Source organism: Caulobacter sp. FW305-C-30-S16 (genome assembly GCF_058783025.1).
Genome location: NZ_JBYSYH010000002.1, coordinates 919074 through 943573, shown reverse-complemented (window position 1 = coordinate 943573; position 24500 = coordinate 919074). Strand labels below are relative to the sequence as shown.

Annotated in this window: 27 protein-coding genes; 6 read left to right on the top strand and 21 right to left on the bottom strand. The window is 68.1% G+C overall.

All coding sequences use genetic code 11. The annotated features are described in order from the left end of the window. The first annotated feature begins 148 nt into the window (after positions 1 to 148). Both AC3WJT_RS11600 and AC3WJT_RS11595 read left to right on the top strand, forming a co-directional pair. Entirely contained in the window at positions 149 to 457 is a 309-nt protein-coding gene (locus tag AC3WJT_RS11600) for a hypothetical protein (protein ID WP_492343272.1), read from the top strand. A gap of 9 nt (positions 458 to 466) precedes the next feature. Continuing rightward, complete coding sequence (locus AC3WJT_RS11595) at positions 467 to 1081, top strand: glutathione S-transferase family protein (protein ID WP_492343271.1); 615 nt, start codon at positions 467 to 469, stop codon at positions 1079 to 1081. Here the strand turns inward: AC3WJT_RS11595 and AC3WJT_RS11590 are convergent. The 3 genes from AC3WJT_RS11590 to AC3WJT_RS11580 all read right to left on the bottom strand — a co-directional run bounded on the left by AC3WJT_RS11590 (position 1078) and on the right by AC3WJT_RS11580 (position 3791). Next, entirely contained in the window at positions 1078 to 1953 is an 876-nt protein-coding gene (locus tag AC3WJT_RS11590; RefSeq protein ID WP_492343270.1) for a hypothetical protein, read from the bottom strand. The two genes, AC3WJT_RS11595 and AC3WJT_RS11590, sit on opposite strands and share 4 nt — an antisense overlap. Beyond that, positions 1950 to 2702 carry a hypothetical protein gene (locus tag AC3WJT_RS11585; RefSeq protein WP_492343269.1) on the bottom strand — a complete coding sequence of 251 codons (753 nt, stop codon included), beginning with the start codon at positions 2700 to 2702 and terminating at the stop codon, positions 1950 to 1952. The genes AC3WJT_RS11590 and AC3WJT_RS11585 overlap by 4 nt, the downstream gene beginning before the upstream one ends. A 156-nt stretch (positions 2703 to 2858) precedes the next feature. Then, on the bottom strand, positions 2859 to 3791 hold the full coding sequence (locus AC3WJT_RS11580) for a hypothetical protein (protein WP_492343268.1): 933 nt from the start codon (positions 3789 to 3791) through the stop codon (positions 2859 to 2861). 105 nt (positions 3792 to 3896) lie between these two features. Here AC3WJT_RS11580 and trmFO point away from each other — a divergent pair, with 105 nt between their 5' ends. Both trmFO and AC3WJT_RS11570 read left to right on the top strand, forming a co-directional pair. Next, complete coding sequence (gene trmFO, locus AC3WJT_RS11575) at positions 3897 to 5300, top strand: methylenetetrahydrofolate--tRNA-(uracil(54)-C(5))-methyltransferase (FADH(2)-oxidizing) TrmFO (RefSeq protein WP_492343267.1); 1404 nt, start codon at positions 3897 to 3899, stop codon at positions 5298 to 5300. 102 nt (positions 5301 to 5402) lie between these two features. Further along, a complete protein-coding gene (locus tag AC3WJT_RS11570) occupies positions 5403 to 7469 on the top strand; it encodes a S9 family peptidase (RefSeq protein ID WP_492343266.1) in 2067 nt (688 codons plus the stop codon). 73 nt (positions 7470 to 7542) lie between these two features. On the opposite strand, the gene AC3WJT_RS11565 is transcribed toward AC3WJT_RS11570, so the two are convergent. The 7 genes from AC3WJT_RS11565 to yajC all read right to left on the bottom strand — a co-directional run bounded on the left by AC3WJT_RS11565 (position 7543) and on the right by yajC (position 13435). Further along, entirely contained in the window at positions 7543 to 8679 is a 1137-nt protein-coding gene (locus AC3WJT_RS11565; protein WP_492343265.1) for a serine hydrolase domain-containing protein, read from the bottom strand. A gap of 80 nt (positions 8680 to 8759) precedes the next feature. Further along, on the bottom strand, positions 8760 to 9407 hold the full coding sequence (locus tag AC3WJT_RS11560) for a squalene/phytoene synthase family protein (RefSeq protein WP_492343264.1): 648 nt from the start codon (positions 9405 to 9407) through the stop codon (positions 8760 to 8762). Positions 9408 to 9470: 63 nt separating this feature from the next. Further along, positions 9471 to 10076, bottom strand: coding sequence for a urate hydroxylase PuuD (locus tag AC3WJT_RS11555; protein ID WP_492343348.1), 606 nt, complete (start codon positions 10074 to 10076; stop codon positions 9471 to 9473). A gap of 81 nt (positions 10077 to 10157) precedes the next feature. Next, on the bottom strand, positions 10158 to 10511 hold the full coding sequence (locus tag AC3WJT_RS11550) for an Mth938-like domain-containing protein (protein ID WP_492343263.1): 354 nt from the start codon (positions 10509 to 10511) through the stop codon (positions 10158 to 10160). 8 nt (positions 10512 to 10519) lie between these two features. Further along, entirely contained in the window at positions 10520 to 11491 is a 972-nt protein-coding gene (gene secF, locus AC3WJT_RS11545) for a protein translocase subunit SecF (protein ID WP_492343262.1), read from the bottom strand. 10 nt (positions 11492 to 11501) lie between these two features. Next, complete coding sequence (gene secD, locus AC3WJT_RS11540) at positions 11502 to 13100, bottom strand: protein translocase subunit SecD (RefSeq protein WP_492343261.1); 1599 nt, start codon at positions 13098 to 13100, stop codon at positions 11502 to 11504. Between the two features lie 26 nt (positions 13101 to 13126). Beyond that, entirely contained in the window at positions 13127 to 13435 is a 309-nt protein-coding gene (gene yajC, locus AC3WJT_RS11535; RefSeq protein WP_492343260.1) for a preprotein translocase subunit YajC, read from the bottom strand. 117 nt (positions 13436 to 13552) lie between these two features. Between yajC and AC3WJT_RS11530 the strand changes: the two genes are divergently transcribed. After that, a complete protein-coding gene (locus AC3WJT_RS11530; protein WP_492343259.1) occupies positions 13553 to 14392 on the top strand; it encodes an ATP-binding protein in 840 nt (279 codons plus the stop codon). 18 nt (positions 14393 to 14410) lie between these two features. Further along, positions 14411 to 14650 carry a hypothetical protein gene (locus tag AC3WJT_RS11525; protein ID WP_492343258.1) on the top strand — a complete coding sequence of 80 codons (240 nt, stop codon included), beginning with the start codon at positions 14411 to 14413 and terminating at the stop codon, positions 14648 to 14650. A 58-nt stretch (positions 14651 to 14708) separates the two neighbouring features. On the opposite strand, the gene AC3WJT_RS11520 is transcribed toward AC3WJT_RS11525, so the two are convergent. From AC3WJT_RS11520 to ftsN, 11 genes are all read right to left on the bottom strand, one after another. Further along, the gene (locus AC3WJT_RS11520; RefSeq protein ID WP_492343257.1) at positions 14709 to 16199 is read right to left on the bottom strand and encodes a peptidoglycan DD-metalloendopeptidase family protein; all 1491 of its coding nucleotides are present in this window, start codon (positions 16197 to 16199) and stop codon (positions 14709 to 14711) included. Between the two features lie 190 nt (positions 16200 to 16389). Next, positions 16390 to 17046: a protein-L-isoaspartate(D-aspartate) O-methyltransferase gene (locus AC3WJT_RS11515; protein WP_492343256.1), complete on the bottom strand. Its 657-nt coding sequence runs from the start codon at positions 17044 to 17046 to the stop codon at positions 16390 to 16392. Then, positions 17046 to 17828 carry a 5'/3'-nucleotidase SurE gene (gene surE, locus AC3WJT_RS11510; RefSeq protein ID WP_492343255.1) on the bottom strand — a complete coding sequence of 261 codons (783 nt, stop codon included), beginning with the start codon at positions 17826 to 17828 and terminating at the stop codon, positions 17046 to 17048. The genes AC3WJT_RS11515 and surE overlap by 1 nt, the downstream gene beginning before the upstream one ends. A 17-nt stretch (positions 17829 to 17845) precedes the next feature. Then, entirely contained in the window at positions 17846 to 19126 is a 1281-nt protein-coding gene (gene serS / locus AC3WJT_RS11505; RefSeq protein ID WP_492343254.1) for a serine--tRNA ligase, read from the bottom strand. 210 nt (positions 19127 to 19336) lie between these two features. After that, positions 19337 to 20254: a twin-arginine translocase subunit TatC gene (gene tatC / locus AC3WJT_RS11500; RefSeq protein WP_492343253.1), complete on the bottom strand. Its 918-nt coding sequence runs from the start codon at positions 20252 to 20254 to the stop codon at positions 19337 to 19339. Beyond that, complete coding sequence (gene tatB, locus AC3WJT_RS11495; RefSeq protein WP_492343252.1) at positions 20251 to 20724, bottom strand: Sec-independent protein translocase protein TatB; 474 nt, start codon at positions 20722 to 20724, stop codon at positions 20251 to 20253. Before tatB ends, tatC begins: the two co-directional genes overlap by 4 nt. A 56-nt stretch (positions 20725 to 20780) precedes the next feature. Continuing rightward, the gene (gene tatA, locus AC3WJT_RS11490; RefSeq protein ID WP_492343347.1) at positions 20781 to 20996 is read right to left on the bottom strand and encodes a twin-arginine translocase TatA/TatE family subunit; all 216 of its coding nucleotides are present in this window, start codon (positions 20994 to 20996) and stop codon (positions 20781 to 20783) included. Positions 20997 to 21222: 226 nt separating this feature from the next. Continuing rightward, positions 21223 to 21882: an SMC-Scp complex subunit ScpB gene (scpB, locus tag AC3WJT_RS11485; protein ID WP_492343346.1), complete on the bottom strand. Its 660-nt coding sequence runs from the start codon at positions 21880 to 21882 to the stop codon at positions 21223 to 21225. Positions 21883 to 21890: 8 nt separating this feature from the next. Beyond that, positions 21891 to 22709, bottom strand: coding sequence for a segregation and condensation protein A (locus AC3WJT_RS11480; RefSeq protein ID WP_492343251.1), 819 nt, complete (start codon positions 22707 to 22709; stop codon positions 21891 to 21893). Continuing rightward, positions 22706 to 23731 (bottom strand): beta-N-acetylhexosaminidase, encoded by a 1026-nt coding sequence (gene nagZ, locus AC3WJT_RS11475; RefSeq protein WP_492343250.1) that lies wholly within the window; start codon positions 23729 to 23731, stop codon positions 22706 to 22708. The genes AC3WJT_RS11480 and nagZ overlap by 4 nt, the downstream gene beginning before the upstream one ends. Then, positions 23728 to 24477 carry a cell division protein FtsN gene (gene ftsN / locus AC3WJT_RS11470; protein WP_492343249.1) on the bottom strand — a complete coding sequence of 250 codons (750 nt, stop codon included), beginning with the start codon at positions 24475 to 24477 and terminating at the stop codon, positions 23728 to 23730. Before ftsN ends, nagZ begins: the two co-directional genes overlap by 4 nt. Positions 24478 to 24500 lie beyond the last annotated feature (23 nt).

The window sequence follows — 24500 nt, the reverse complement described above, 5'->3', positions numbered from 1 at the left end:
CGGCGCCGCAAGGTTGAGCAAAATCGTCGCGCTCGACCGCCGAGCGACATCAGAACGATGACACAGCCGGCCAGTCGTGCTCTTTTGTTGATCATCTGGGTTGGTGACGAGATCCCGATCCGCTTGCTTCTTCCCCAAGGGGGTCCCTGTGAAGGTTCTTCTTCTTACGCTTTTCGCCGCCGCCTCCGTCGCCACCGCCGTTGTCGCGGCTGAGGAGACGACGCCGGCCTCGACGAACCCGACCGCCGTGCCCGCCCCCACTGCGCCGCCTTCGTCGAAGAAGGACCCGAACGCCCGCATCTGCAAGACCAGCCCGGTGATCGGCACCCGCGTGCCCAGCCGCATCTGCATGACCCGCGCCGAATGGGAAGCCCGCGCACGCCAGGACCGTCAGGACCTGGAAGCCTCGCAGCGCGGCGGCCTGACCACCTGCGCGACCAACCCCTGCGGCGGCTGATCGTCTGACATGATCCTGTATGGAGAGCGCAACCCAGCGCCGAATCCGCGCCGGGTGCGCATCTTCATCGCCGAGAAGGGCATCGACCTTCCCGAGACGCGCGTGAACATGCGCGAACGCGAGCACAAGTCACCCGAACATCGCGCCCGAAACTCGCTCGGCCAGGTGCCGACGCTGGTGCTCGACGACGGCGTGTCGATCTCCGAAAGCGTCTCGATCTGCCGCTATCTGGAAAGCGTTCATCCGACGCCGGCGCTGTTCGGAACCACCGCGGTCGAACAGGCCCTGATCGACATGTGGATCCGCCGGGTTGAGTTTCAGCTGATGACTCCGGTCGGCATGTTCTGGCGTCACGCCCATCCGCTGACGGCCGCGCTGCTGACCCAGTTCAAGGATTTCGGCGAGTCGAACCGCGAAACCTATGCGCGGGTCTGTCAGTGGCTGGACAGGGACATGGATGACGGCCGGCCCTTCCTGGCCGGCGACACCTATTCCATGGCCGACATCTGCGCCCAGTCGACGGTCGACTTCGCGGCCTTCACAGGCCTGGAGCTGCCGCCTGAAACGCCGCACCTGCACGCCTGGCACGAGCGGGTGTCGACCCGGCCAAGCGCCTCGGCCTAGTCGGCGGCCGCGGCCTTGAGCTCACGGTAGGCGGCCGCCGGCGGCGCATAGAAGATCACGAACACCAGCACGATCAGCAGGGCCTGCAGCGCCATCTGCAGCAGCAGTTCGGCCAGCAGCCGGACCGCCAGCATCGGCGTGATGTTGGTCAGGTCCGGGCTGGCCAGCGCCCCCATCAGCGACAGGCCGCCCGTCAGCCTGGCCAGGATCAGCCCGAGTGTCAGGGCCGCGATGACCATCAGGATGGCGTAGAGGATCGTCAGGCCGAGGGTCATCAGAAGCCGCCAGAACTGGCCCTTGGTCAGCCGCCAGGCCTCCACGAGCCGGAAATGGTGCTCGGCGAAGGTCATCACCCCCGCCAGCGCGAGCCGTACGGCCAGCCATCCCAGCAGCGCGACGCCGCCGAGTGAGCCGACAAAGGTCACGGCGCCATGCAGGCCGCCTGAGGCGTTCGCCGCAATCACCACGGCGGCGCCATACAGGCCGCTTGCCAGAGCGAAGATGAAGATCACCAGCAGGCTGACGAGGAACATCCGCAGTTCGTCCGCGCTGATCTTGAGGTGCGCGAAGCCCTTGTCGTCCGGCGTCAGCACGGTGCGATAGACGGCCGTCACCAGCATGATCTGCATGACCACGGCCATCGGGAAGATGATCAGGATCGGCGTCCCGAACCGCGCGAGCAGTTCGCTGAAGTCCCGTTGCGCGCCCGTCGCCTCGACAGCAGCGAGGTTGCCGAGGTTCGGCAGCAGCAGGATCAGGATCATGGCCAGCAGGGCCAGCAGGTAAAAGCCCGTCCAGGCCAGCACGAGCCCGGGTCGCGCCCGGATGATGCGAAAGCCCTCGAAGGCCGTATCGGTCGGCGACAGCTTCATTCGGGTTCGCCCTCCCGCAGGCGCAGGTAGATGTAAGACATCATGCCGACCGAAATTGGAAGGTAGAAGCAGGTCGAGACAACACCGATCCCCAACTGGATCCAGTGCATCGCACCCGGCGCGTCGGCAAGATCGACGTAAAGCGTCGCCAGGCTCTGCATCGCAATCAGGGGCGCGCGGATCACCAGGGTCGCAAAGAGGATGCGCAGGACCGAGCCGCGCGTCCGCCTGAAGCTCGACAGGAAGCGCAGGCGGCCATCCACCGCCGTCGATGGCGCGGCCAGGGCAAGCGCCGCATCCAGGACCAGCAGCACGCCCAGGGTCATCATCGCGGTGACGATAAAGGCGCCCTGCCCTGCGGGGCTCATGACGCTGAAGAAGCCCTCCGGCGAGGAGGCCACGGCCGAGGCGAGGGAGAACCGGGCGAACACAAAGTCTAGCGTCGCGCCCGCCATCAGGACGATCGGCGCGAACAGGAAGGTCGTCATCAGACCGATCGCGACGAGCCGCAATTCCAGCCCACGGACTTGTAGTCCCAGGGGGCCGCGCTGCCCCTCCAGCGCCGGCGCAGGTCCGACCAGGGCGATGCGATAGCAGGCCGCCGCCGTCACGGAGCCGGCAAGGCCATAGATGATCCAGGCCAGCAGTCCGATCGGGGCGTTTCCGGCCGTGGTGATCGCCGCCAGGGCCGCGACGGCGATGATCAGCGGGCCCGCCACGTTCAGGACGTTGGCGCGCCAGAAGGTCAAGCCTGCGGAAACCGCCGACTGAACCGAAAAACGCGCCTGCGACATGCGACCCCTCGCGCCAGGAGCGCGGCTAGTTCCTGACCGGGTTAAACCCTGCTTCGCGCCGTCTGGCGACCGGATTTGCGGCCCACGGAAGAAGGCCGGCCGGCGTGTCCCTCAGGCCACGCCGTCGGGGCTACCACGCAGCTGCCGATACGCATCCGCCCAGGGCGCGGTAAAGATCACCGCCATCAGCACCGTGAGGATACAGGCGATCACACTGCCGCCGATGATCCACGGCAGCAGTGACTGGAACCAGACCGACGGATCCTGGCTGAAGAAGGCGACGATCCGCTCTTCGCTCCAGTCGCCCTTCATCGCGCCCGCGCCGATCACTGCCGCCACCGCGGCCAGGATGATGAGGCCCAGAATGATCTCGGCGACGATCACCAGGGCGACCAGCAGCAGGATCACCAGCACGAGACGCCAGCTGTTGCCGCGCGTCAGCGACCACGACTCCATGAGGCGGAAGTTCGAATCCGCGAACGTCATGGGGAACGCCAGGCAGAACCGGACGAAGAGGAAGATCATGACGCCGTACACCGGCAGCATCGCGACGCGCAGCATCACCATCTGGACCAGCGGATCGGCATTCTGGCCGGCCACGAAGATCAGCGGCACGACCACCGCCATCATCACCATGCCCAGGGCGAAGCCGACGATGCCGACAACGATGAACAGCAGCCCCAGCCACAGTTCACGCGCGCCCAGACGCAGATAGAACCAGCCGGAGTCCTTGGGAAACAGCACCGCGCGGTAGATCGCGCCCGTCAGCACGACCCGCATGACCAGTCCCGACAGCATCAGCACCGGAAGCAGGGCGAAGATCGAGCCCAGCATGGGCATGACCATCTCCGGCGTCGGCTCCACACCGCGCTGGTCAGCGGCGATGAGCTCGGTGACCGTACTGAAGATGCCGCCGAAGAGCGCGAACGCCGGCAGGAAGCCGACAACGCCCACGAACAACGCCCAGACCAGAACGGCCATCGGGTTGCGCCCGATGACGCCGAACCCTGAAAAGGCCGCCTTAACAACATCAAGTCTGACCACGATACGCCTCCCCGCGCCGCGTTAAGCTTGAAGACCATCACAGTTTCCGCATCCGCGCCACCTTGGCCGCTTTGCCGGCGGCCCGCTTGGGCCTATCTGTCCGCCATGACCATGAAACCTGTTCACGTTATCGGCGGCGGCCTCGCTGGATCCGAAGCCGCCTGGCAGCTGGCCGAGGCCGGCGTTCCCGCCATCATCCACGAGATGCGCCGCGACGGCGTGCGCACCGACGCCCACCAGACGGACGGGCTGGCCGAACTGGTCTGCTCGAACTCCTTCCGGTCGGATGACTGGCAGTACAACGCGGTCGGCCTGCTGCACGCCGAGATGCGCCGATGCGGCTCGATCATCCTCTCAAGCGGCGACAAGCATCAGGTGCCGGCCGGCGGGGCGCTGGCGGTGGACCGCGACGGCTTCTCGGCCGAAGTCACCGCCCGCATCGAGGCCCATCCGCTGGTGACCATCGTGCGCGAGGAAATCACCGGCCTGCCGCCGGCGGACTGGGACAGCGTGATCATCGCCACCGGCCCCCTCACCTCCCCGGCCCTGGCCGAAGCGATCCTGACCCTGACGGGCGAGGATGCCCTGAGTTTCTTCGACGCCATCGCCCCGATCGTCCACCTCGACTCGATCGACATGAGCAAGGCCTGGCGGCAGTCGCGCTATGACAAGGAAGGCCCGGGCGGCGACGCGGCGGCCTACATCAACTGCCCGATGGACCGCGAGCAGTACGACGCCTTCATCGACGCCCTGCTGGCCGGGCCAAAGTCCGAGTTCAAGGACTGGGAGAACGTGCCCTACTTCGACGGCTGCCTGCCGATCGAGGTGATGACCGAGCGCGGACGTGAAACCCTGCGCCACGGTCCGATGAAGCCGGTCGGCCTGACCAACGCCCACAACCCGACCGTCAAGCCCTGGGCCATCGTCCAGCTGCGCCAGGACAATGCGCTCGGCACCCTGTGGAACATGGTCGGCTTCCAGACCAAGCTGAAGCACGGCGCCCAGACCGACATCTTCCGCATGATCCCGGGCCTGGAGAACGCCCAGTTCGCCCGGCTCGGCGGCCTGCACCGCAATACCTTCGTCAACAGCCCGCGCCTGCTGGACGAGAAGCTCCGGCTGAAGGCCGACACGCGCCTGCGCTTCGCCGGACAGGTGACGGGAGTCGAGGGCTATGTGGAAAGCGCCGCGCTCGGTCTGCTCACCGGACGGCTCGCCGCCGCCGAGCGGCTGGGCCGGCCGATCGATCTGCCGCCGGCGACAACCGCCCTGGGCGCCCTGGCGACCCACATCACCGGCGGCTTCCTCGAAGGTCCCAAGGCGAGCTTCCAGCCGATGAACATCAACTACGGCCTGCTCCCGCCGATGGAGGCGCCGCGCCAGGACGCCGAGGGCCGCAAGCTGCATCCCCAGGATCGCGGCCGGGCCAAGAAGCGGTTGATGAGCGAGCGGGCGCTGAACGATCTCGAGGGCTGGCTGACGGGGAGCGTCCTGGCGGCCGCCGAGTAGATCCGGCCCCGCGGAAATTGCTGCCCCCGCTACTGGCGCGGACGGCATGACGCCCGTAGGGTGCCCGCCCTGTTGAGCAACGATCCGCCGGGAAACGCCCCTATGAAGACCATGCTTCGCCTGATCGCCGCCGGCGTCCTGGCGCTGTCGATCAGTTCCGCCGCAGATGCGCGCCCGTTCACCGCAAAGGACATGGTCACCCTCGACCGTCTGAGCGATCCGAGGGTCTCGCCGGACGGCCGGTTCGTCCTCTATTCGCGCCGCGTGGCCGACTACGACGCCAACAGGGCCAAGAGCGAGCTGTGGCTGATCGACCTGTCGGGCAAGACGCCCGCCGCGCCGCGCATGCTGGACGCCTCCACCGGCGGCGGCGTTTCCAGCGCCCGCTGGGGCGCCGACGGCCACAGCATCTATTTCCTGTCCTCGCGCAGCGGCTCGATGCAGGTCTGGCGCGCCGACGTCGCCGCGGCGGGCGCCAGCCAGGTCACGAAGCTGCCGTTCGATGTGGGGGGCTTCAAGACGTCGCCCGACGGCAAGACCCTGGCCGTCGCCATGGCGGTGTTCCCGGACTGCCCGACCCTGCAATGCACGGCTGATCGCGATGCCGCCCGCGCCGCGAAGAAGACCACGGGCGTGGTCTACGACAAGCTGTTCATCCGCCACTGGGACGAGTGGGCGGACGGCAAGCGCAATCACCTGTTCGTTCTGACCTTCGACGAAAAAGGCATCCACGCCGACAACCCCGTCGCCATCATGCAAGGCTTCGACGGCGACGCGCCGTCCAAGCCGTTCGGCGATGAGTCAGAGTTCACCTTCTCGCCGGACGGCAAGCAGGTGACCTTCTCGGCGCGTCTCGCCGGAACGACCGAGCCGTGGAGCACCAACTTCGACCTGTATGTCGCGCCCGCCGACGGGAGCGCCGCGCCGAAGAACGTCACCGAGGCGAACAAGGCCTGGGACACCGGCCTGGTCATTTCGCCGGACGGCAAGCTGGGCGCCTACCGCGCCATGAAGCGCCCCGGCTTCGAGGCCGACCGCTGGCAGATCATGATCCGGGACGAGGCGACCGGTCAGGCGCGCGCCCTGGCCGCCGACTGGGACCGTTCGGCTGACACGCTTGCCTGGTCGCCGGACGGCAAGACCCTCTACGCCACGGCCGGCGACGTGGGTCAGACGCGTCTGTTCGCCATCGACGTAAAGTCCGGCAAGGTCACGCCGCTGACCGGCCCCGGCCATGTCAGCGCCTTCGACGTCAGCAAGAAGGGCATCGTCTACACTCAGGACACCCTGGCCGGTCCGGCACAGGTGTTCATGATCGGCCTGAAGGGCGGCAAGCCCGTCCAGCTGACCAACGCAAACGCCGACAAGCTGGCCGGTGTCGAGTTCGGCGACTTCGAGCAGTTCAGTTTCCCGGGCTGGAACGGCGAGACCGTGCACGGCTATCTGGTCAAGCCGGTCGGCTTCGATCCGAACAAGAAGTACCCGGTCGCCTTCCTGATCCACGGGGGCCCGCAGGGCAGCTTCGGCAACCTGTTCCACTATCGCTGGAACGCCCAGACCTACGCCGGCGCCGGCTACGCCGTGGTGATGATCGATTTCCACGGCTCGACCGGCTACGGGCAGGCCTTCACCGACTCGATCAGCCAGCACTGGGGCGACCGTCCGCTGGAAGACCTGCAGAAGGGCTGGGCCTACGCCCTGCAGTCCTACAGCTTCCTCGACGGCGGCCGCGCCTGCGCGCTGGGCGGCTCCTACGGCGGCTTCATGGTCAACTGGATCGCCGGGAACTGGAAAGAGCCGTGGAAGTGCCTGGTCAACCACGACGGCATCTTCGACAGCCGCTTCATGGCCTATTCGACCGAGGAGCTCTGGTTCAGCGAATGGGAGAACGGCGGCACGCCCTGGACGCCCGGCACGACCTATTCGACGTTCAATCCGGCCGACCATGTAGCGAACTGGACCGTGCCGATGATGGTCATCCACGGCGGTCGTGACTACCGCGTGCCGCTGGAGCAGGGCATCGCGACCTTCACCGCCCTTCAGCGCAAGGGCGTGGAGAGCAAGCTGCTGTACTTCCCGGAAGAGAACCACTGGGTGCTCAAGCCGCAGAACTCGGTGCAGTGGCACGACGAGGTGCTCGGCTGGCTGAACGCCCACACCGCGCCGTAGTCACCGCCTCAGCGGGCAAGAAAAAGGGCGGGCGTCGCAATGCGGCGTCCGCCCTGTTCGTTTGTGAGGCGGGTCAGGAAGGGATCAGACCGAGCCCCTGCCACATGGCCACTGACAGCCCGAGGGCACGCATGTCGCCCGTGGTCGTGCCGGCCATGCGGTTCATCGCGTAGCCGAAGGTCGTACGGGCATCCATGTCGATGATCACCAGCGAGCCGCCATAGCCGCCCCAGAAGAAGCTGTTGGGGCTGGGCAGCGGCACCATGCCGCCGGCCAGGCCAAAGCCCATGCCGAACCGCACCGGCGTGCCGAGGATCAGGTCCGTTCCCTCGATCTGCAGCTCGAGCGCCTTGCGGCAGCCGGCCTCGGACATGAAGCGCTTGCCGCCGGAAACGCCGCCGTTGGCGAGGATTGTGTGCACCTTGGCGATCGAGCGGGCGTTGCCCGTTCCGCCGGCCGCCGGGATCTCTGCGCCGCGCCAGGCGCGCGTACGCGTCGCCCGGACGTCGATCCCGGGATTGTGGGACATGTTGTTCTGCAGCTCGGTCTGGACGCCGTCCGAGATCCCCACGCCGGGCGGCGGCGGAATCAGATCGGCGACGCGACCGTCTTCAGATGCGGGCAGGCCGATGTGGAAGTCGGCGCCCAGCGGTCCGGCGATCTCGTCGTGGAACACGGCGCCCAGCGACTTGCCGGCGATACGGCGGACAACCTCTCCGACCAGATAGCCCTGGGTCAGGGCGTGATAGCCGGGCGCCGTACCCGGCTCCCAGTAGGGCGCCTGCGCCGCCAGCAGCGACGTCGCCTTGTCCCAGTCGTAGAGATCCTCGGTGGTGATCGGCTCCTTCCAGCCCGACAGCCCCGCGCTGTGGCTCATCAGGTGGCTGACCTTGACCGCATCCTTGCCGTTGGCGGCGAACTCCGGCCAGTAGCGGGCGACGGGCGCATCGAAGTCGAGCTCGCCGCGATCGGCCAGCAACAGGGCGGTCAGGGCGGTCATCGTTTTGGTCGTCGAGTAGACGTTGATGATCGTGTCCTGCTCCCACGGCCGGGTCTTTTCCTCGTCGGCAAAGCCGCCCCAGAGGTCGACGACGGCTTCCCCCTCCAGCGTCGCGCAGAACGAGGCGCCGACGTCGGTCCCGTTGGCGAGGTTGGCCTCAAAGGCCGTCCGGACCGCGGCGAACCGGTCCTGTGCAAATCCTTCGGCCATATCGTTGTCGCTCCCCGTTTGCTTGTTGCGGAGAGCTTATGCCGATCCCGGCGGGCCGCGCCAGTTCACCCGGCGGCAGCCTAGCCGACCGTCCCGCGCAGAACGGCGAGGAACAGGCGCAGGCGTTTTTCCAGATCCCCCGGCTGGCGGCCTCGAGCGTAGGGCCCCGCCAGCGTTGCGTGCGCCACGGCGGGAAAGGCCGCCACGGGCAGACCCGCAAGCTCGGCCCGGGCGGCCTTCAGGGCCGTCAGGGCGGCGGGCGCATCCGCCCGGGCTAGCGCCGTCGCGCGGGCGGCCTGTTTCACCTGGTCGGCCGTCGCGGCCTTCGACAGCCGGCGGGCGGCCAGGGCCATCAGCAGGCCCTCGGTGGCGTCGGCGTGAGCAAGGGCCGCCGCCCCGGTCTTCGCGCCGTCCAGATCGCCCAGACGCGCCTCGGCCAAGGCCGCCAGCGCCGCAGCGGGGATGGCGCCGTCAGCGACCGCCTGCAAGACGGGATGGGAGCGCGGCGGCTTGCCTTCCGCGATTTCCTCAAGCCCTTCGCGCCACCAGGTCATGCGGATCTCACCCATCAGCGGGTCGCTGACGATCTGCGGGATACGCGTCAGTTCATGGTCGAGGGCGTAAAGCGCGATCAGGTCCGCGCGCGCCGCTTCATCCGCGACGAAGCGGCTGGACAACCAGCGGTCGGGATCAACCCGGCGGACAAGGGCGTCGAGATCTTCGGTCATCGCCTCAAACGAAGAGGGGCCCGCCAGCCGGCAGGCCCCTCCCCTCTTTTCGTCGCCCGGAGACTAGCCGAACAGCGTCTGGTTCATGGTCATGGCCGTCAGCATAGGGATGCTGAGCAGCGTGTTGATGCGCGAGAACTGCATCGCCGTCTTCGCCGCCTTGGCCTTGGCGTCGGCATCGGCTTCCTTGATGCCGAGGGCGATCTTCTGGTTCGGCCAGATCACGCCCCAGACGTTGATGAACATGATCGTGGCCAGCCACATGCCGATGCCGATCATGATGTGGCTCGGAACCTCGAAGCCTTCCGTGGCGCCGAGCGTGAAGGCCTCGACCAGATAGCCGCGGTTCCAGGCGAGGATCACGCCCAGCACCCACGTGGCCAGCGCGGCCCAGCGGAACCAGAACAGCGCCTCGGGGGCGATGTACTTGGAGACGGCCGGCTTCAGCTCGGCCGGGATCTCCGGCATCTTCCGGATCTGGACGAAGTTGAAATAGTACAGCAGCCCGATCCACAGGATGCCGCAGAAGGTGTGCGCCCACCGGAGCACGGCCTGCCAGAAGGTCGCGTCGAGCGCGCCATGGTGCTGGAAGAACACGAAGATCATCACCAGCGCCAGTGTGACGCTGAGGATGATGGTGTTGCGGAAATTGGAAAGAAGTCCGGCGATCATCGAAAAGCCCCTCAGAAGAGTCCTACCCTGGCGGTCAGCTATAGGCCGGTTCGGCCCGGCGGGTAAACCGTTTGCCGATCATACGGCGATGAGCGCCGCCGCCACCCGCCGGCCTTCGGAGGCGACGATGTTGTAGGTGCGGGCCGCGGCCTCTGTAGCCATGAACTCCAGCCCGACGCCCGCGGCCTTCAGGGCGTCGCGAACCTCGCGGGACGGCAGGCCGGGCGTGAGCCCCGTGCCGAGCAGCACAAACTCGACCGCGTCACGGTTGGCCAGCACATCGGCGAAGGCGTCGGGCGTCAGGGCCGCGAGGCTGGTCGCTGACCAGTCCCGCGCCACGTCGTCCAGGATCAGCAGCGAGCCCGGCCGCCATAGACCGGCGACGCGAAAGCCGCCGCCGCCCCAGGCGTCGATGGACGGAGGCTGCCTCACACTTGACCTCAGGGCCGCGAAGCCGCGCCGAACTTGATCGGCGTCGCCTCTTCCTCGCCGCGCTTGACGCCCCAGAGCAGGATCACCGGAGCGGCGACATAGATCGAGGAATAGGTGCCCAGCGCGATACCGAACATCATGATCACCGAGAAGCCGAACAGGGCCTCGCCGCCGAACACCGCCAGGCCGCCGAGCGCCAGCACCGCCGTGAGGCCGGTGATGATGGTCCGCGACAGGGTCTCGTTGATCGACAGATCGATCACCTCGCGCAGGGGCATCTTCTTGTACTTGCGCAGATTCTCGCGGAGGCGGTCGAACACGACCACCGTGTCGTTCATCGAATAGCCGATGATCGTCAGGATCGCGGCAATGGTCGTCAGGCTGAACTCCATCTTCGTGACGGCGATCAGACCGAATGTCAGCAGCACGTCGTGGAACAGGGCGACGACGGCGCCGAGACCGAACTGCAGCTCGAACCGGAACCAGATGTAGACCAGCATCAGCGCGATCGCGACCAGCAGGGCCAGGATGCCGCTGGTGAACAGCTCGCCGGAAACCTTGGCGCCGACCGTGGCGTCGTTGGTGAACTTGACCGACCCGAGCGCCCGCTCAATCTCCTGGCGGATCTCGGATTTCGCGGCGTTGGCGTCGCGTCCCGGCGGGTTCTGGAAGCTGACCATGGCGCCGGTGTTGTCGCCGAAGGCCTGAAGGCGGAACTCACCCAGCTCCCGCTCGGCGAGGGCCGCGCGCACCTTCGCCAGGTCGACGGTCTTGGGGGCGGTGCTGAATTCGAGGACGGTGCCGCCCTTGAAGTCGATGCCGCAGTTCAGGCCGCCGCAGGGGCCCTTGAACGGAATCAGCACCAGCGCCAGCGAGGCGATCGCCGCCACGATGGAGAGGGCGCCGGCGTATTTGGCGAAGTCCACGAACCGGAAGTTCGTCTTCACCGGCAGGATCTTGATCAGAGGCCAGAAGGTCATTGGGCGCTCCTCACGCGATCGGCAGCGTCTTGGGACGCGTGTATTTGAACCACATGGCCAGCAGAAGCTGGGTCACCACGACCGCCGTGAACACCGAGGTGAACACGCCGATCGACAGCGTCCAGGCGAAGCCGCGAACCGGACCCGCGCCGAAGAAGAACATGATCAGCGCCGCCAGCAGCGTGGTCAGGTTGGCGTCGATGATGGTCTCCATGGCGCGCGAGAAACCCGCGTCCATGGCGGTGACAAGCGGTCTCCCCGCCCTCACCTCATCCCGCATCCGTTCATAGATCAGCACGTTGGCGTCGACGGCCACGGCAAGGGTCAGGATCAGGCCGGCGATGCCGGGCAACGTCAGCGTCGCCTGGGTGGCGCTCATCGCCGCGATAATCAGCAGGCCGTTGACGATCAGCGCGATCACGGAGATCCCGCCGAACAGGCCGCCGTAGGCGAGCAGCATGAACACCAGAATGGCGGTGAAGCCGACCGCCGTGGAGATCTTGCCGGCCTCGACCGCGTCCGCGCCGAGTTCGGCGCCGACGGTGCGTTGTTCCTCGACCTTGAGCGGGGCCGGCAGGGCGCCAGCGCGCAGCAGGATCGCCAGCTCGTTGGCCGACTCCACCGTGTAGCTGCCGGTGATCACGCCGCTGCCGCCGGTGATGGCCGACTGGATGTTCGGCGCCGAGATCACCTTGCCATCCAGGACGATGGCGAAGGGCTTGCCGATATTCTTGCTGGTCACCTCGGCGAAACGCCGGGCGCCCTGTCCGTTGAAGCGGAAGGAGACCTGCACGGCGCCCGTCTGCGGATCGTTGACCTGCTGGGCGTTGGTCAGCATGTCGCCCGACACGTCGACCCGGCGGCGCACGACGTAGGCCTGGGCGTAGCGGTCGGTGCTGGGCAGGATTTCGGAGCCTGGCGGCAGGCGGCCGGCCATGGCTTCCTGAACCGTCACGCTGGTGTCGACCATCTGGAAGGTCAGCTTGGCCGTCTGGCCGATGACGGCCTTGAGTTTTTCGGGGTCGCTCTCGCCCGGCGCCTGGAGAACGATCCGGTTCGTGCCCTGGCGGGTGATCGCCGGTTCGCGCGTGCCAAGTTCGTCGACGCGGCGACGGATGATCTCGATGGACTGTTCCACCGCCGAGGCGGCCTGTTCCGACAGCGCCGCTTCCGGGAAGACCAGCTCGATCTGCTGGTCATCCCTACGGGTCAGGCGAAGGTCGGGCTGGTTGCTCTTGGTCAGCTGGACCAGCTTGCGCGTCATGACGCCGTAGGCGTCCGAGATCCGGGCCGGGTCGGTGATCCGCACCGTCGCACCGGCCGGGGTCGCGACGAGGTTCGTGAACGCGATCTGCTCGTCACGGAGGGTCTTGCGGACGTCCTCGAGGAGGTTGGTGACCTTTTCCTTCTGCAGCGCCCCGGTGTCGACCTCGAGCAGCAGGTAGGAGCCGCCCTGGAGATCGAGTCCGAGGTTCAACGTCTTGCGCGGCAGGAAACCCGGCATGGAGTCCCGCACGCTGGCGGGCAGCACGTTCGGGAGGGCGAACAGCAATCCAAACAGGACCGCCGCCGTGACGAGGACGAACTTCCAGCGCGCGAGCTGCATCATGACAGGTTAGGCCTTGGCGCTGTGGATCAGGACTTGGTGTCGTTGGCGATGGCGGCGGGTTCGCCCTTGCCACGCACCTCGGCGATCATCGACTTGATCACCTTCACCGTCACGCCCTGGGCGATCTCGACGCCGACTTCCTTGTCTTCGACGCGCACGATCTTGCCCGTCAGGCCGCTGTTGAGAACGATGTTGTCGCCGCGCTTCAGCGCACCGAGCATCGCCGCATGGTCCTTCATGCGCTTCTGCTGCGGGCGCCAGATCATGATGTAGAACAGGCCACCGATCATCAGCGGCAAGCCGACCAGCTGGATCAGGCTATTGGGATCAGTCATTTCGTCTCCGGAGAGGCATAGGGACAGGCGCGGCCGAATAGGCGCGCCAAAGGTCGGCGGAAACTAAGGTGTGGCCCCTCGCTTTGCAATGCGCGGCGCTGCCGGTAAGGGCGGGGTATGGACGATAAGACACAGACCCTGCTGACACGGATCGCCGAGGCGCTCGAGCGGCTGGCTCCGCAGGCGCCGCGCGAGCCGGATTTCGCGGCGGCGAGGCTCTTTCGGCATGAACCGGCGAGCAACACGTTTCCGGCGGCGCCGGATTATCCCCTGCCGCTCGATCTGCTGGTGGGCGTGGATGGCCAGAAGGCGCGCTTCCTCGAGAACCTCAAGCGGTTCGCCTGCCATCTGCCCGCCAACCACGCCCTGCTCTGGGGGGTGCGCGGCACCGGCAAGAGCTCGCTGGCGAAGGCGGCCTTCATGGCTGTCGCCGCCGACCATCCGGCGCTGAAGCTGATCGAGGTCGACCGAGACGAGGTCGCCGCCCTGCCCCCGCTGTTCGACAGACTGCGCGGCCGGCCGGAGCGATTCGTGGTGCTGTGCGACGACCTGTCCTTCGAAGACGGCGCGGCGGCGGCCAAGGCGCTGAAGTCGGCGCTGGAAGGCGGCGTCGCCGGCCCGCCGGAGAATGTGCTGTTCGTCGCCACCTCCAACCGCCGCCACCTGATGCCGCGCGACCACGCGGAGGGGCGCGGCATGATCGCCGCCGCCGAGGACGCCGAAGAAGAGGTCAGCGTTTCCGATCGCTTCGGCCTGTGGATCGGCTTCCCGCCGATGGACCAGGCCGGCTACCTCGACGCGGTGAAGACCTATGCGACGCGGTTTGGACTGACCGCGCCCGACCTGCACGGCCGCGCCCTGCGCTGGTCGCAACTGCGCGGGTCCCGCTCGGGTCGCATCGCCTGGCAGTTCATCCGCGACCTGGCCGGCGAGATGGGCGTGAAGCTGCCGAGCTGATCCCGAGGAGATACCTGCATGGGCAAGCCCTGGTTCAACCCCAAACGCTACGGCTACGGCGCCGGCCTGCCATGCAGTTGGGAAGGCTGGGCCGTTCTGGCGGCCTTTATGGCCATCATGCTCGGCGGACCGTACCTGCTGATCGACGTCGACTGGCGCCTGAAGGCCAGCGTTGGCGTGCTGGCCATCGTGGCGCTGGTGGTCATCGGCGTCGCCAAGACACGCGGCGGCTGGCGCTGGCGGTGGGGTCAGGACTAGACGAATCCCGGCCTACCCTGCCCGCGTACCCCGCAAGGGCGGGGAAGCGGATTCAAGACTACCGCATGCGCGGCAGAACCAGCCCCGGATCGACGGCCTTGGCCTTGAACTTCGGCGACGGCGAGTAGCGGATCTCGAAGTGCAGCTGAGGCTGGCTGACGCCGCCGCTGGAGCCGACCTGACCGATCTGTTCCCCGGCGCGGACGGTCTGCTGCATGCGCACGTCGGCGCGCGCCAGATGGCCATAGACCGTCACCCAGCCGTCATCGTGCTGGATCAGCACGGTGACGCCGAAGCCCGGGACGTCGCCGCCGGAATAGACGACCTTGCCGGCCGCCGCAGCGCGAACCGGCGTACCGGCGGGCGCGCCGACATTGACGCCGTCATTGCGCTGGCCGCCGGCCTTGGGACCGTAGCCTGACAGGATCTGGCCTTCGACCGGCCAGCTGAACCGGCCGCGGCCGAGCGCGGTGATCTGGTCGTCCGAGAGCACCGGCGGCCGGTCGTCCGGCACCACCTGCGGTGCGGGCGGAAGCGGCCTTGGCGTGACCGGCGGCGTCACCGGGCGGACGACCGGCGGCTTGACCGGCGACGGCGCGGGCGGGGTCGGGGTCGGGGTCGGACGGACGGGGGCCGGAGTCGGGCGAACGGGGACCGGCGTCGGCTGCACCGGCGCGGGCGTGGGTGTGGGCGTGGGCGCCGGAGTCGGACGAACCGGCACGGGCGCGGGCGTCGGAGCCACCGGGGCCGGCGCGTCGACCGTCGTGGTGATCGTCTTCTTCGTCGGACCGCTGTCCTTGTAACCCGCCGGCAGCCGCAGCTTCTGGCCGGGACGGATAGCGGAGTTGACCGTCAGGTCGTTCTCGTCCGCCAGGACCGACGCCTTGACGTTGAAGCGCTTGGCGATCGCGAACAGGGTGTCGCCCGGCGCGACCACATAGGCCTTGGCCCGGCTGGCGGGCCCCTTGAGCACCTGGCCCGGCTTCAGGCGGTAGGGTTCGGAGAGATTGTTGATCTTGGCCAGTTCGGCGCGCGACGAGCCCATGGCGCGGGCGACCGCGTCGAGCCCCTGGCCCTCCTTGACGGTGTAGGTCTTCGGACGTCCGTCGATGTCGACGACCTTGCCGGGCGCGAGGGTGATCACCTTGGTGACGGTCGTCGGGACCGGCGGCGGCGGCGTCGGTACGGCGCGCTCGGTGCGGATGACGGGCGGCGGCGCGGCGTCGGGCGTGACCGGACGCGGCGCGGGCGGCGGCAGCTCGCTGGCCTGGACCGGCGCCGGTCCCGGAACCGGCCGGGCCGGCGGCAGCGGATCGGACGGCGGGGCGGACCGGCCGGCGGGCAGCGGGTCGCCCATCTCGTCGGCCTCGGTCGGCGGCAGCCGCTCGGGCTCCGCCTGGGCCTGCACCGGGAACGACGGTCTGGCCAGCTGCGGCCCCGTGCCGGGGGCCGCGCCCTCGACGGTCGGATAGGCCGGTGTGGAGGCGCAGGCGGTCGTCGCGGCTGCAACGAAGGCCACCAGGGCGGTGCGGGAAAGGAAATGCGTCATCGCCGGTCCGTTTCTGTATCCGGATGGTGTCGTCCCGGCGGCCTTAAGCCCGCGTTAACCGCGACCTTGATCCGCCAGTCGAAAGGGTTGCGGAAATCAGCGCCCGTCGTGCTCAAGTCCCGAGATTCGGGGACCTTTGAGCCTCAATTGAGGCGAAACGAGGCATGCCGCCAGTGACGAAATTGTTAGATCACAGTTCGCGGGCGACGCCGTCGAGCAGGGGCACGAAGCGCACATCGCCCAGCAGTTCCACCTTGAAACCGCCCTGCCCGTCGCCGGCGTAGCGGCGCAGGCTCTGGACCGGCCCCTTGCCGATCGGCGCGACCAGCACGCCGTTGGGCTTCAGCTGGGCCAGCAGCTTCTTCGGCTCTTCCGGCGCGGCGGCGGTGACCATGATCCGGTCGAACGGGGCCTGTTCCGCCCAGCCTTCGCCGCCGTCGCCGAATTTGGTGACGACGTTGATCAGGCCCAGCGTCTTGAACCGCTCCTCCGCCTCCCGCATCAGCGTGCGATAGCGTTCCACGGTGTAGACCAGCCGCGACAGCCCCGAGAGGATCGTCGTCTGGTAGCCCGACCCGGTGCCGATCTCGAGCACCCGGGCACGCGGTTCGAGCGTCAGGGCCTGGGTCATCAGCCCGACAATGAACGGCTGGCTGATCGTCTGGCCACAGGCGATCGGCAGGGCCGAGTCTTCGAACGCCCGCTCCTTGAACAGGTCCGGCGTGAAGATCTCCCGCGGGGTCCGTTCGATGGCGTCGAGCACGCGCGGATCGGTCACCCCCTGCGAGCGGAGGGCGAGGATCAACCGCGCCATGCGCGTCCTGGAGGTTTCGGGCTCGTCGGTCATCAGCTCTTCGGCGGGACGCCTCCGATGAGGCCCTTGAGCTTGTTCACCGATTCCCTGTGCGTGAGGTCGATATGCAGCGGCGTGATCGAAATCTTGCCCTCGTAGATCGCCTTCAGGTCAGTGCCGTCCTCCGGCCTGGACAGTTTTCCGGAAAAGCCCATCCAGTAGTAGTCGCGACCGCGCAGGTCGGTGCGCTTGTCGAACGTGCGGATGTGGGTGTCACGGAAGCCCTGGCGCGTGACCTCGATCTCGGTCACCTCGGCCGGCGGACGCGAAGGGAAATTGACGTTCATCACCACGTCGACCGGCCAGCCCACCTCAAGCAGACGGCGCACGACGCCGGGGCCGAAGTGCTCGGCGGTCTCCCAGTAGGGAACGACCTCGTCATGGAAGGCGAGCATCGACTGGCTGAGGGCGATCGACGGGATGCCAAGAGCCATGCCCTCGATCGCGCCGGCGACCGTGCCCGACAGGGTCACGTCCTCGGCGATGTTCTGGCCGCGGTTGACACCGGACAGGACCAGATCAGGCCCCACGCCGTCGATCAGCTCGCGCACGCCCAGCATGACGCAGTCGGTCGGCGTGCCGGCGACGGCCCACTTGCGGTCGCCCTCCTTGCGCACCCGGATCGGGTCGGCGAGCGTCAGGGCCCGGCTGGCGCCGGACTGCTCGTATTCCGGCGCGACGATCCAGACGTCATCGGTCAGGGCGCGAGCGATCTTCTCGAGCGATTTGAGACCTTCGGCATGGATGCCGTCGTCGTTGGTGAGGAGGATTCTCATGCGTGATCCGGGGGCGCTCACGCGCCCGGCTCCAGGTGGGTCAGGCCGCCCATGTAGGGCTGCAGGACCTCGGGAATGGCCACCCGGCCGCCCTCGTCCTGATAATTCTCAAGCACAGCCACCAGCGTGCGGCCGACGGCGAGGCCCGAGCCGTTCAGGGTGTGGACGAACCGCGTGCCCTTCTCGCCGCGCTTCTGGCTGCGGGCGTCCATGCGCCGGGCCTGGAAGTCGCCGCAGTTGGAGATCGAGCTGATCTCCCGGAAGGTGTTCTGCGACGGCAGCCAGACCTCCAGGTCGAAGGTCTTCTTCGCGGTAAAGCCCATGTCGCCGGTGCACAGCAGCATGGTGCGGTAGGCGAGGCCCAGCTTCTCCAGCACCATCTGGGCGCTGGCGACCATGTGGTCGTGCTCGGCGGCCGACTGCTCGGGCGTGGTGATCGCCACCAACTCGACCTTCTGGAACTGGTGCTGGCGGATCATGCCGCGCGTATCCCGTCCCGCCGAGCCGGCTTCCGAGCGGAAGCACTGGGTCAACGCGGTCAGCCGGAGCGGCAGCTCCTCCTCGTCGGTGATCTGCTCCCGGACGAGATTGGTCAGGGAGACTTCGGCGGTGGGGATGAGGTAGTGCTCCCCCGTCGTCCTGAAGAGATCTTCCTCGAACTTCGGCAGCTGGCCCGTGCCGAACAGCGCCTGCTCCTTGACCAGCACCGGCGGGCTGACCTCGGTGTAGCCGTTCTGCGTCGTCTGCAGATCGAGCATGAACTGGCCGATAGCCCGCTCGAGCCGCGCGACGCCCTTCTTGAGCACCACGAAGCGCGAGCCGCTCATGCGGGCGGCGGCCTCGAAGTCCATGCCGCCGAGGCCCGCGCCGATATCGACGTGGTCGCGGGCGTTGTTCATCCGGCGCGGATCGCCCGATCGACTCTGCTCGACGTTGCCGGCCTCGTCGGCGCCGGCCGGGACCATCGCGTCCGGAATGTTGGGCAGGCCGGCCAGATGATCGCGCAGGGCCTTGCCGACCGCCGCTTCCGTCTCGGCCGCCGCCGCCATCTCGGCCTTCAGCGCCTCGACCTCGGCCATCAGGGCGGCGGCCTTCGCCTCGTCCCTCTGCGCCTTGGCCTGGCCGATCAGCTTGCTGGCCTCGTTGCGCCGCGACTGGGCGGTCTGCACCGCCGTCTGGGCCGCGCGGAGCTTCTGGTCGAGATCGAGCAGCACCGGCGTCTGCGGCTCAAGGCCACGAGACTTCCAGCCGGCGTCGAAGGCCGCCGGATTGTCGCGTATGGCTTTGATGTCGTGCATGGGAAGAACGCCGTCTGGAGTGAGGCGCTTTGTCTAACGGGCGTCGGGGGCGTTGCAAAGCGGCCCTGCGTGGTTCGAGACGCTCGCTTGAGGCTCGCTCCTCACCATGACGAATAGAGGTGCGATCCAACTCTGCCCGTCATCCTGAGGAGCGATCCCTCAGGATCGCGTCTCGAAGGACGCAAACTGTTGAATCGCGACCCTGCGACGTCAGACCGGAACCACATCCGTTCCGGCCGCCGCATCCTGCTTCTTCCGCCGGCGTTCGATCAGCCAGACGCACCAGATCGAAGCCTCGTAGAGCAGGCAGATGGGGATCGCGAGCATCAGCTGGCTGATCGGGTCGGGCGGGGTGAACAGGGCCGCGACGACGAACACGCCGACGATGGCGTAGCGGCGTCCCTCACGCAGCATGCCGCTGTTGACCAGACCGGCCAGGCCCAGCAACGAAACCACCACGGGCAGCTGGAAGCACAGGCCGAACGCCAGCAGCAGGGTCGTCACCAGCGTCAGGTAGTCGGAAACCTTGGGCGTCAGGGCCACATCGACCGCCGCGGTGGTGACCTCCTGGCTCAGCGAGAACCACATCACGAACGGCAGCATGAAGTAGTAGACCATCGCGCCGCCGATGATGAACAGGATCGGAGAGGCGGACAGGAACGGCAGGAAGGCCATCCGCTCCTTCTTGTAGAGCCCCGGCGCGACGAACGCGTAGACCTGCCAGGCGAGGACCGGGAAGGTCAGCACCAGCGCCCCGAAGCCGGCCATCTTCATCTTGGTGAAGAAGAACTCCAGCGGCGCGGTGAAGATCAGCTCCAGCTTCTGGGTGTCGGCGACCGGCAGCTCCTTGAGCCCGATCATCACCTTGATCAGGTCGAAGGCATGCGTGAGGTCGAACGGGTTGTGGTTCGGCATCGCCTTCTGCGCCTCGATCAGGGCGTTGGCCTTGACGAACGGCTGGAGCAGGAAGGTGTAGATCTCGTTGGAGAAGGCGAAGCAGATGCCGAACGCGATGATCACCGCGCCGACGCAGATGATCAGCCGCCGGCGCAGCTCGACCAGATGATCCAGCAGCGGCGCGCGGGAGGCCTCGATCTCGGCGTCATCAGGGCTCAGATCGTCGCTCACGAGGGCGTCTCCGCCTTCTTGCGCGACGCGCGCGGCTTGCGGGCCGGGGCGGCCTCCTCGACGATCGCGGCGGCGGCCTTCGGCGCGCGCTTGCGCTTCGGCTTGTCTGGCGCGGCGACGGCCTGCACCGCCTCTTCCGGCTCGGGCTGATAGCTGACGGGCGGGAACTGCACCGCGCCGCCCTGCATGCTGGCGTCGATGTCGGCGAAGACCTGTTCGCTCGCGGCGTCGCGCAGCGGGTTCATGTAGGCGCCCGAGCGCAGCGCCTCGACTTCCTTGCGCAGGTCGTCCAGCTCGGACTGGCGCGCCATCTCGTCGAAACTGGCGCGGAACTCGTTGGCCATGCTGCGCATCTTCGACACGAACTGGCCGAGCTTGCGCAGCATCCCGGGCAGGTCCTTGGGACCCACCACGATCAGGGCGACCAGGGCGATGACGAAGACTTCGGACGAACCGATACCGGGCAGCATGGAGGCGGCCTTAAGCCCGCGCGCGGGGCGCGATCAAGGGCGAAGTTCCAGGACCGTCAGTTGACGATCTTGTCCTTCTCGGTTTCGGAGCGAGGCAGCGGCTTGGCGGGGTCTTCGTCGACCTTGGCGCCGTCGCCTTTCAGGCCGTCCTGGAAGGCGCGGATGCCCTTGGCGGCGTCGCCCATCAGGCCGGACAGCTTGCCCCGTCCGCCGAAGACCACGGCGACAACCGCGATCACGATCAGCCAGTGCCAGATACTCAATCCACCCATCATGGCGGCGCTACTCCTTGAGGCGGGCGAGCCGATGCCCGCAGCGTTCGATTGTTGGAGCCAATATAGGCGGTTGCGGGGCCTGTCGCCAAATTAAAGGGCGGACACGGTCGCGCGTGGTTCGAGACGCTCGCCCGAGGCTCGCTCCTCACCATGACGAGCAGGGGTCGGCGCAAATGTTCGTCATCCTGAGGAGCGATCCCTCAGGATCGCGCCTCGAAGGACCCTACCCCGGCTCTTCCTCGCCGACATAGTCCTGCACGAACTCCGGCGCCTCGGGCCCGGCGCCCTCGAAATCGAGGGCGTCCTCGTCCTCGCTCGGGCGGGAGGGATCGGGCACGGCGAAGCCCGGCGGCAGGTCGAGACCGAGAAGGCCCGCGGCCTTCATGTCGGCCATACCCGGCAGGTCCGCCAGATTGGCCAGGCCGTAGTGTTCGAGGAAGGCGTCGGTCGTGCCGTAGGTCACAGGACGGCCCGGCGTGCGGCGGCGGCCGCGCATCCGCACCAGACCCAGCTCCAGCAGGATATCGAGCGTGCCACTGCTGGCCTGAACCCCGCGCACGGCCTCGATCTCCGCCCGGGTGACCGGCTGGTGATAGGCGATGATGGCCAGGGTCTCCTGCGCCGCCTTGGACAGTCGGCGCGGGGTGTCCCGCTCTTCGGTCATCAGGAAGGCCAGGTCGCCGGCCGTCTGGAACCGCCAGCGCCCGCCGACGGCGACCAGCTCGACGCCCCGGCTTTCGCACCGCACGCGCAGCCCCTCCAGCCCGGCCGCGACATCGGCGCCTTCCGGCAGGCGGCGGGCCAGATCGTCCAGGCTCAGCGGCTCGGCGGCCGCGAACAGCAGAGCTTCGATGCAGCGCTCCAGGTAGACGGCCTCGAAAATCGTTTCACTCACGCCACCGCCTCCGGCCGTTCCTTGCGCTTGCGCAGATAGAGATCGGCGAACGCCTCCAGCTGGCGAGCCTCGAGCTCGCCCTCCTTCACCAGCTCCAGGCTCGCCGCCAGGGTTGAGGCCAGGTAGGAGGCGCGGCTCGGCCCGTCGGACTCCACGGCCACTGGCGCGACCCCGGCCAGCGCGGTCCAGGCGGCGAGTTCGGGGAGCATCCCGCGCAGGCGATGGCGGGCGTCGTCGAGGGCGTAGGCCGTTGGAACCATCGGGCGGTAGCTGCGGTCGTGCTCGCGCTTCCGCTGGCCGATGTAGGCGCTCATCAGCTGGTAGAGGTCGCCCTCGATCCGGCCGGACGACAGGATCACCACCGCCTCCGGATCACCGCGCGTGAACACATCGCGGCGCAGCTGCGGCCGGGCGTTCAGGGCGTCGACCGCCCGGCGCATGGCGTCGAGCTTCGCCAGCCGGAAGGCCAGCTGGGCGGCGATCTCCTCGGCCGGCGCCTCGTCGGCTTTCGGCCGGTCAGCGCGAGGCAGCAGCAGGCGGGATTTCAGGTAGGCCAGCCAGGCGGCCATCACCAGATAGTCCGCGGCCAGCGAGAAGCGCAGGCTGCGCGCCTGTTTCACGAAGGCCAGATACTGGTCGGCCAGCTTGGTCACCGACATCTGCAGCAGGTCGACCTTCTGGCTGCGGGCCAGCGCCAGCAGCACATGCAGCGGTCCTTCGTAGCCGTCGATGTCGATGATCAACGCCTCGCCGTCCTCGGCCGCGTTGGCCGCGGCGTCGAAGTCGAGGTTGGGCTGGAAGGTCGCGTCGGTCATGCGGCGAGCCGCCCGTCGAAGGCCGCGTCGAACCGGGCGACGCCCGCCTCGACATCGAACGGCTCGGGCGACCGGGCCAGCCGGGCCATGGCGGCGTCCGCACGCCGCTTCGCCTTGCCGGCCAGGGTTCTGGCGCCGGCCACGACGGCCTGCATCTCGTCCATGCGGCCGTTGCAGTGCAGGATCATGTCGCAGCCGGCCGCCAGCGCCTTGCGGGCGCGGGTCCCGAAGTCGCCGTCGAGCGCCTTCATCGAGAGGTCGTCAGTCATCAGCAGGCCATCGAAGCCGATCGAGCCGCGGATCACCTGGCGGATCGCCGTGCGCGAGGTGGTAGCGGGGTTGCGGGGATCGACGGCGGTGTAGACCACATGAGCGCTCATCGCCATCGGCATGTCCGACAGAATCCGGAACGGCTCGAAGTCGACGGCCTCCAGCTCGGCCAGCGACGCCTCGACGACGGGCAGGTTCTCGTGGCTGTCGGCCATGGACCGACCGTGGCCGGGCATGTGCTTGAGGATCGGCAGCACGCCGCCGGCGATCAGGCCCTCGGCGGCGGCCCGGCCGAGCGTGGCGACCTCCGCGACGGTTTCGCCATAAGCCCTGTCGCCGATGATGTCGTGGGCGCCGGGAACCGGCACATCCAGCACCGGCACGCAGTCGACATTGATCCCGAGCGCGGCGAGATCGTGGGCCAGCAGGCGCGCCCCGAGACGGGTGATCTCCCGACGCAGCAAAGGGTCGTTGGTCGGCAACGTCCCGTAGGCCCGGCCGGGCGGATACCGTCGCCAGTGCGGGGGGCCCAGTCGTTGAACCCGCCCCCCCTCCTGGTCGATCAGGATCGGTGCGTCCGGATCGTCGACGGTGTCACGCAGAGCGGCGGTCAGGGCACGGACCTGGTCCGGCGTCTCGACGTTGCGCTTGAAGAGCACGAAGCCCCACGGCCGCACATCCCGGAAGAAGGCCGTCTCTTCGGCGGTCAGGACCGGTCCGAGGCAGCCGAGGATGGCGGCGTGGCGCGTCACTTCACAAAGCAGCTCTTGCCGGCGCCCTTGAGGCGTTCGCAGAAGGTCTGGGCCTCGGCGCGGCTGGCGAAGCCGGTCACCGAGGTGCGGTAAAGAATCTTGCCGTCGCGGTCGATTTCCTCGACCCGCTTGCCCTTGCCGGCGGCGAGGCCGGGGGCCACCGAGGCGGCGTCGTTCCAGCCGCGGTCGGCCATGGCGGCCGAGGAGAAGGCGCCGATCTGGACCATGGCGGGACCGCCCGCCGCAGGCTTGGGCGCGACCGCCGGTGTGGTCGGCTTGGGCGTGACCACCGCCACCTGAGCTGGCTTCGGCGCAGGCGTCACCGGCGCGGCGGCGACCGGAAGGGCCGGCTTGAGCGCCGCGGTCTCGACCGGCGCGACCGGCTGCGGGGCGGGACGCGGCTGCACGGGTTCGGGTCCCGGCGCGAAGGTCGGCTCGCCCTCGGCGAACTCGTCCTGCTTGTAGATCTGCAGACCGGCGCTGTCGTCTTCAGGCTGGGCCTGGACCGGCGGCGGCGCCTTGGTTTCGGCCACGACGGCGCCGACCGGCTGCGGCTCGTCGTTCGCGCCGCGTCCGCCGTCCTTGTAGAGCCAGAACCCGGCGCCTGCGAGCAGCAGCACCAGGATCACGGCGCTGATCATCAGGGTCGAGGAATTGGGCCCACCGCCCCGCACGGGACGCCGCGCGTCGAAGGTCAGCGGCGAGTCGGTCGGGGGCGTATAGGCGCCGCGGTCAGGATCGGACATCAAACAGGCTCCAGGGAGCGGCG

Excerpts from the sequence above, each read along its gene's own strand:
- AC3WJT_RS11595 (WP_492343271.1), top strand. The coding sequence starts at position 467 with ATGATCCTGTATGGAGAGCGCAACCCAGCGCCGAATCCGCGCCGGGTG.
- AC3WJT_RS11590 (WP_492343270.1), bottom strand. The coding sequence starts at position 1,953 with ATGAAGCTGTCGCCGACCGATACGGCCTTCGAGGGCTTTCGCATCATC.
- trmFO (WP_492343267.1), top strand. The coding sequence starts at position 3,897 with ATGACCATGAAACCTGTTCACGTTATCGGCGGCGGCCTCGCTGGATCC.
- AC3WJT_RS11570 (WP_492343266.1), top strand. The coding sequence starts at position 5,403 with ATGAAGACCATGCTTCGCCTGATCGCCGCCGGCGTCCTGGCGCTGTCG.
- AC3WJT_RS11565 (WP_492343265.1), bottom strand. The coding sequence starts at position 8,679 with ATGGCCGAAGGATTTGCACAGGACCGGTTCGCCGCGGTCCGGACGGCC.
- AC3WJT_RS11560 (WP_492343264.1), bottom strand. The coding sequence starts at position 9,407 with ATGACCGAAGATCTCGACGCCCTTGTCCGCCGGGTTGATCCCGACCGC.
- secF (WP_492343262.1), bottom strand. The coding sequence starts at position 11,491 with ATGACCTTCTGGCCTCTGATCAAGATCCTGCCGGTGAAGACGAACTTC.
- secD (WP_492343261.1), bottom strand. The coding sequence starts at position 13,100 with ATGATGCAGCTCGCGCGCTGGAAGTTCGTCCTCGTCACGGCGGCGGTC.
- yajC (WP_492343260.1), bottom strand. The coding sequence starts at position 13,435 with ATGACTGATCCCAATAGCCTGATCCAGCTGGTCGGCTTGCCGCTGATG.
- AC3WJT_RS11530 (WP_492343259.1), top strand. The coding sequence starts at position 13,553 with ATGGACGATAAGACACAGACCCTGCTGACACGGATCGCCGAGGCGCTC.
- AC3WJT_RS11525 (WP_492343258.1), top strand. The coding sequence starts at position 14,411 with ATGGGCAAGCCCTGGTTCAACCCCAAACGCTACGGCTACGGCGCCGGC.
- AC3WJT_RS11520 (WP_492343257.1), bottom strand. The coding sequence starts at position 16,199 with ATGACGCATTTCCTTTCCCGCACCGCCCTGGTGGCCTTCGTTGCAGCC.
- AC3WJT_RS11515 (WP_492343256.1), bottom strand. The coding sequence starts at position 17,046 with ATGACCGACGAGCCCGAAACCTCCAGGACGCGCATGGCGCGGTTGATC.
- surE (WP_492343255.1), bottom strand. The coding sequence starts at position 17,828 with ATGAGAATCCTCCTCACCAACGACGACGGCATCCATGCCGAAGGTCTC.
- serS (WP_492343254.1), bottom strand. The coding sequence starts at position 19,126 with ATGCACGACATCAAAGCCATACGCGACAATCCGGCGGCCTTCGACGCC.
- tatB (WP_492343252.1), bottom strand. The coding sequence starts at position 20,724 with ATGCTGCCCGGTATCGGTTCGTCCGAAGTCTTCGTCATCGCCCTGGTC.
- tatA (WP_492343347.1), bottom strand. The coding sequence starts at position 20,996 with ATGGGTGGATTGAGTATCTGGCACTGGCTGATCGTGATCGCGGTTGTC.
- AC3WJT_RS11480 (WP_492343251.1), bottom strand. The coding sequence starts at position 22,709 with ATGACCGACGCGACCTTCCAGCCCAACCTCGACTTCGACGCCGCGGCC.
- ftsN (WP_492343249.1), bottom strand. The coding sequence starts at position 24,477 with ATGTCCGATCCTGACCGCGGCGCCTATACGCCCCCGACCGACTCGCCG.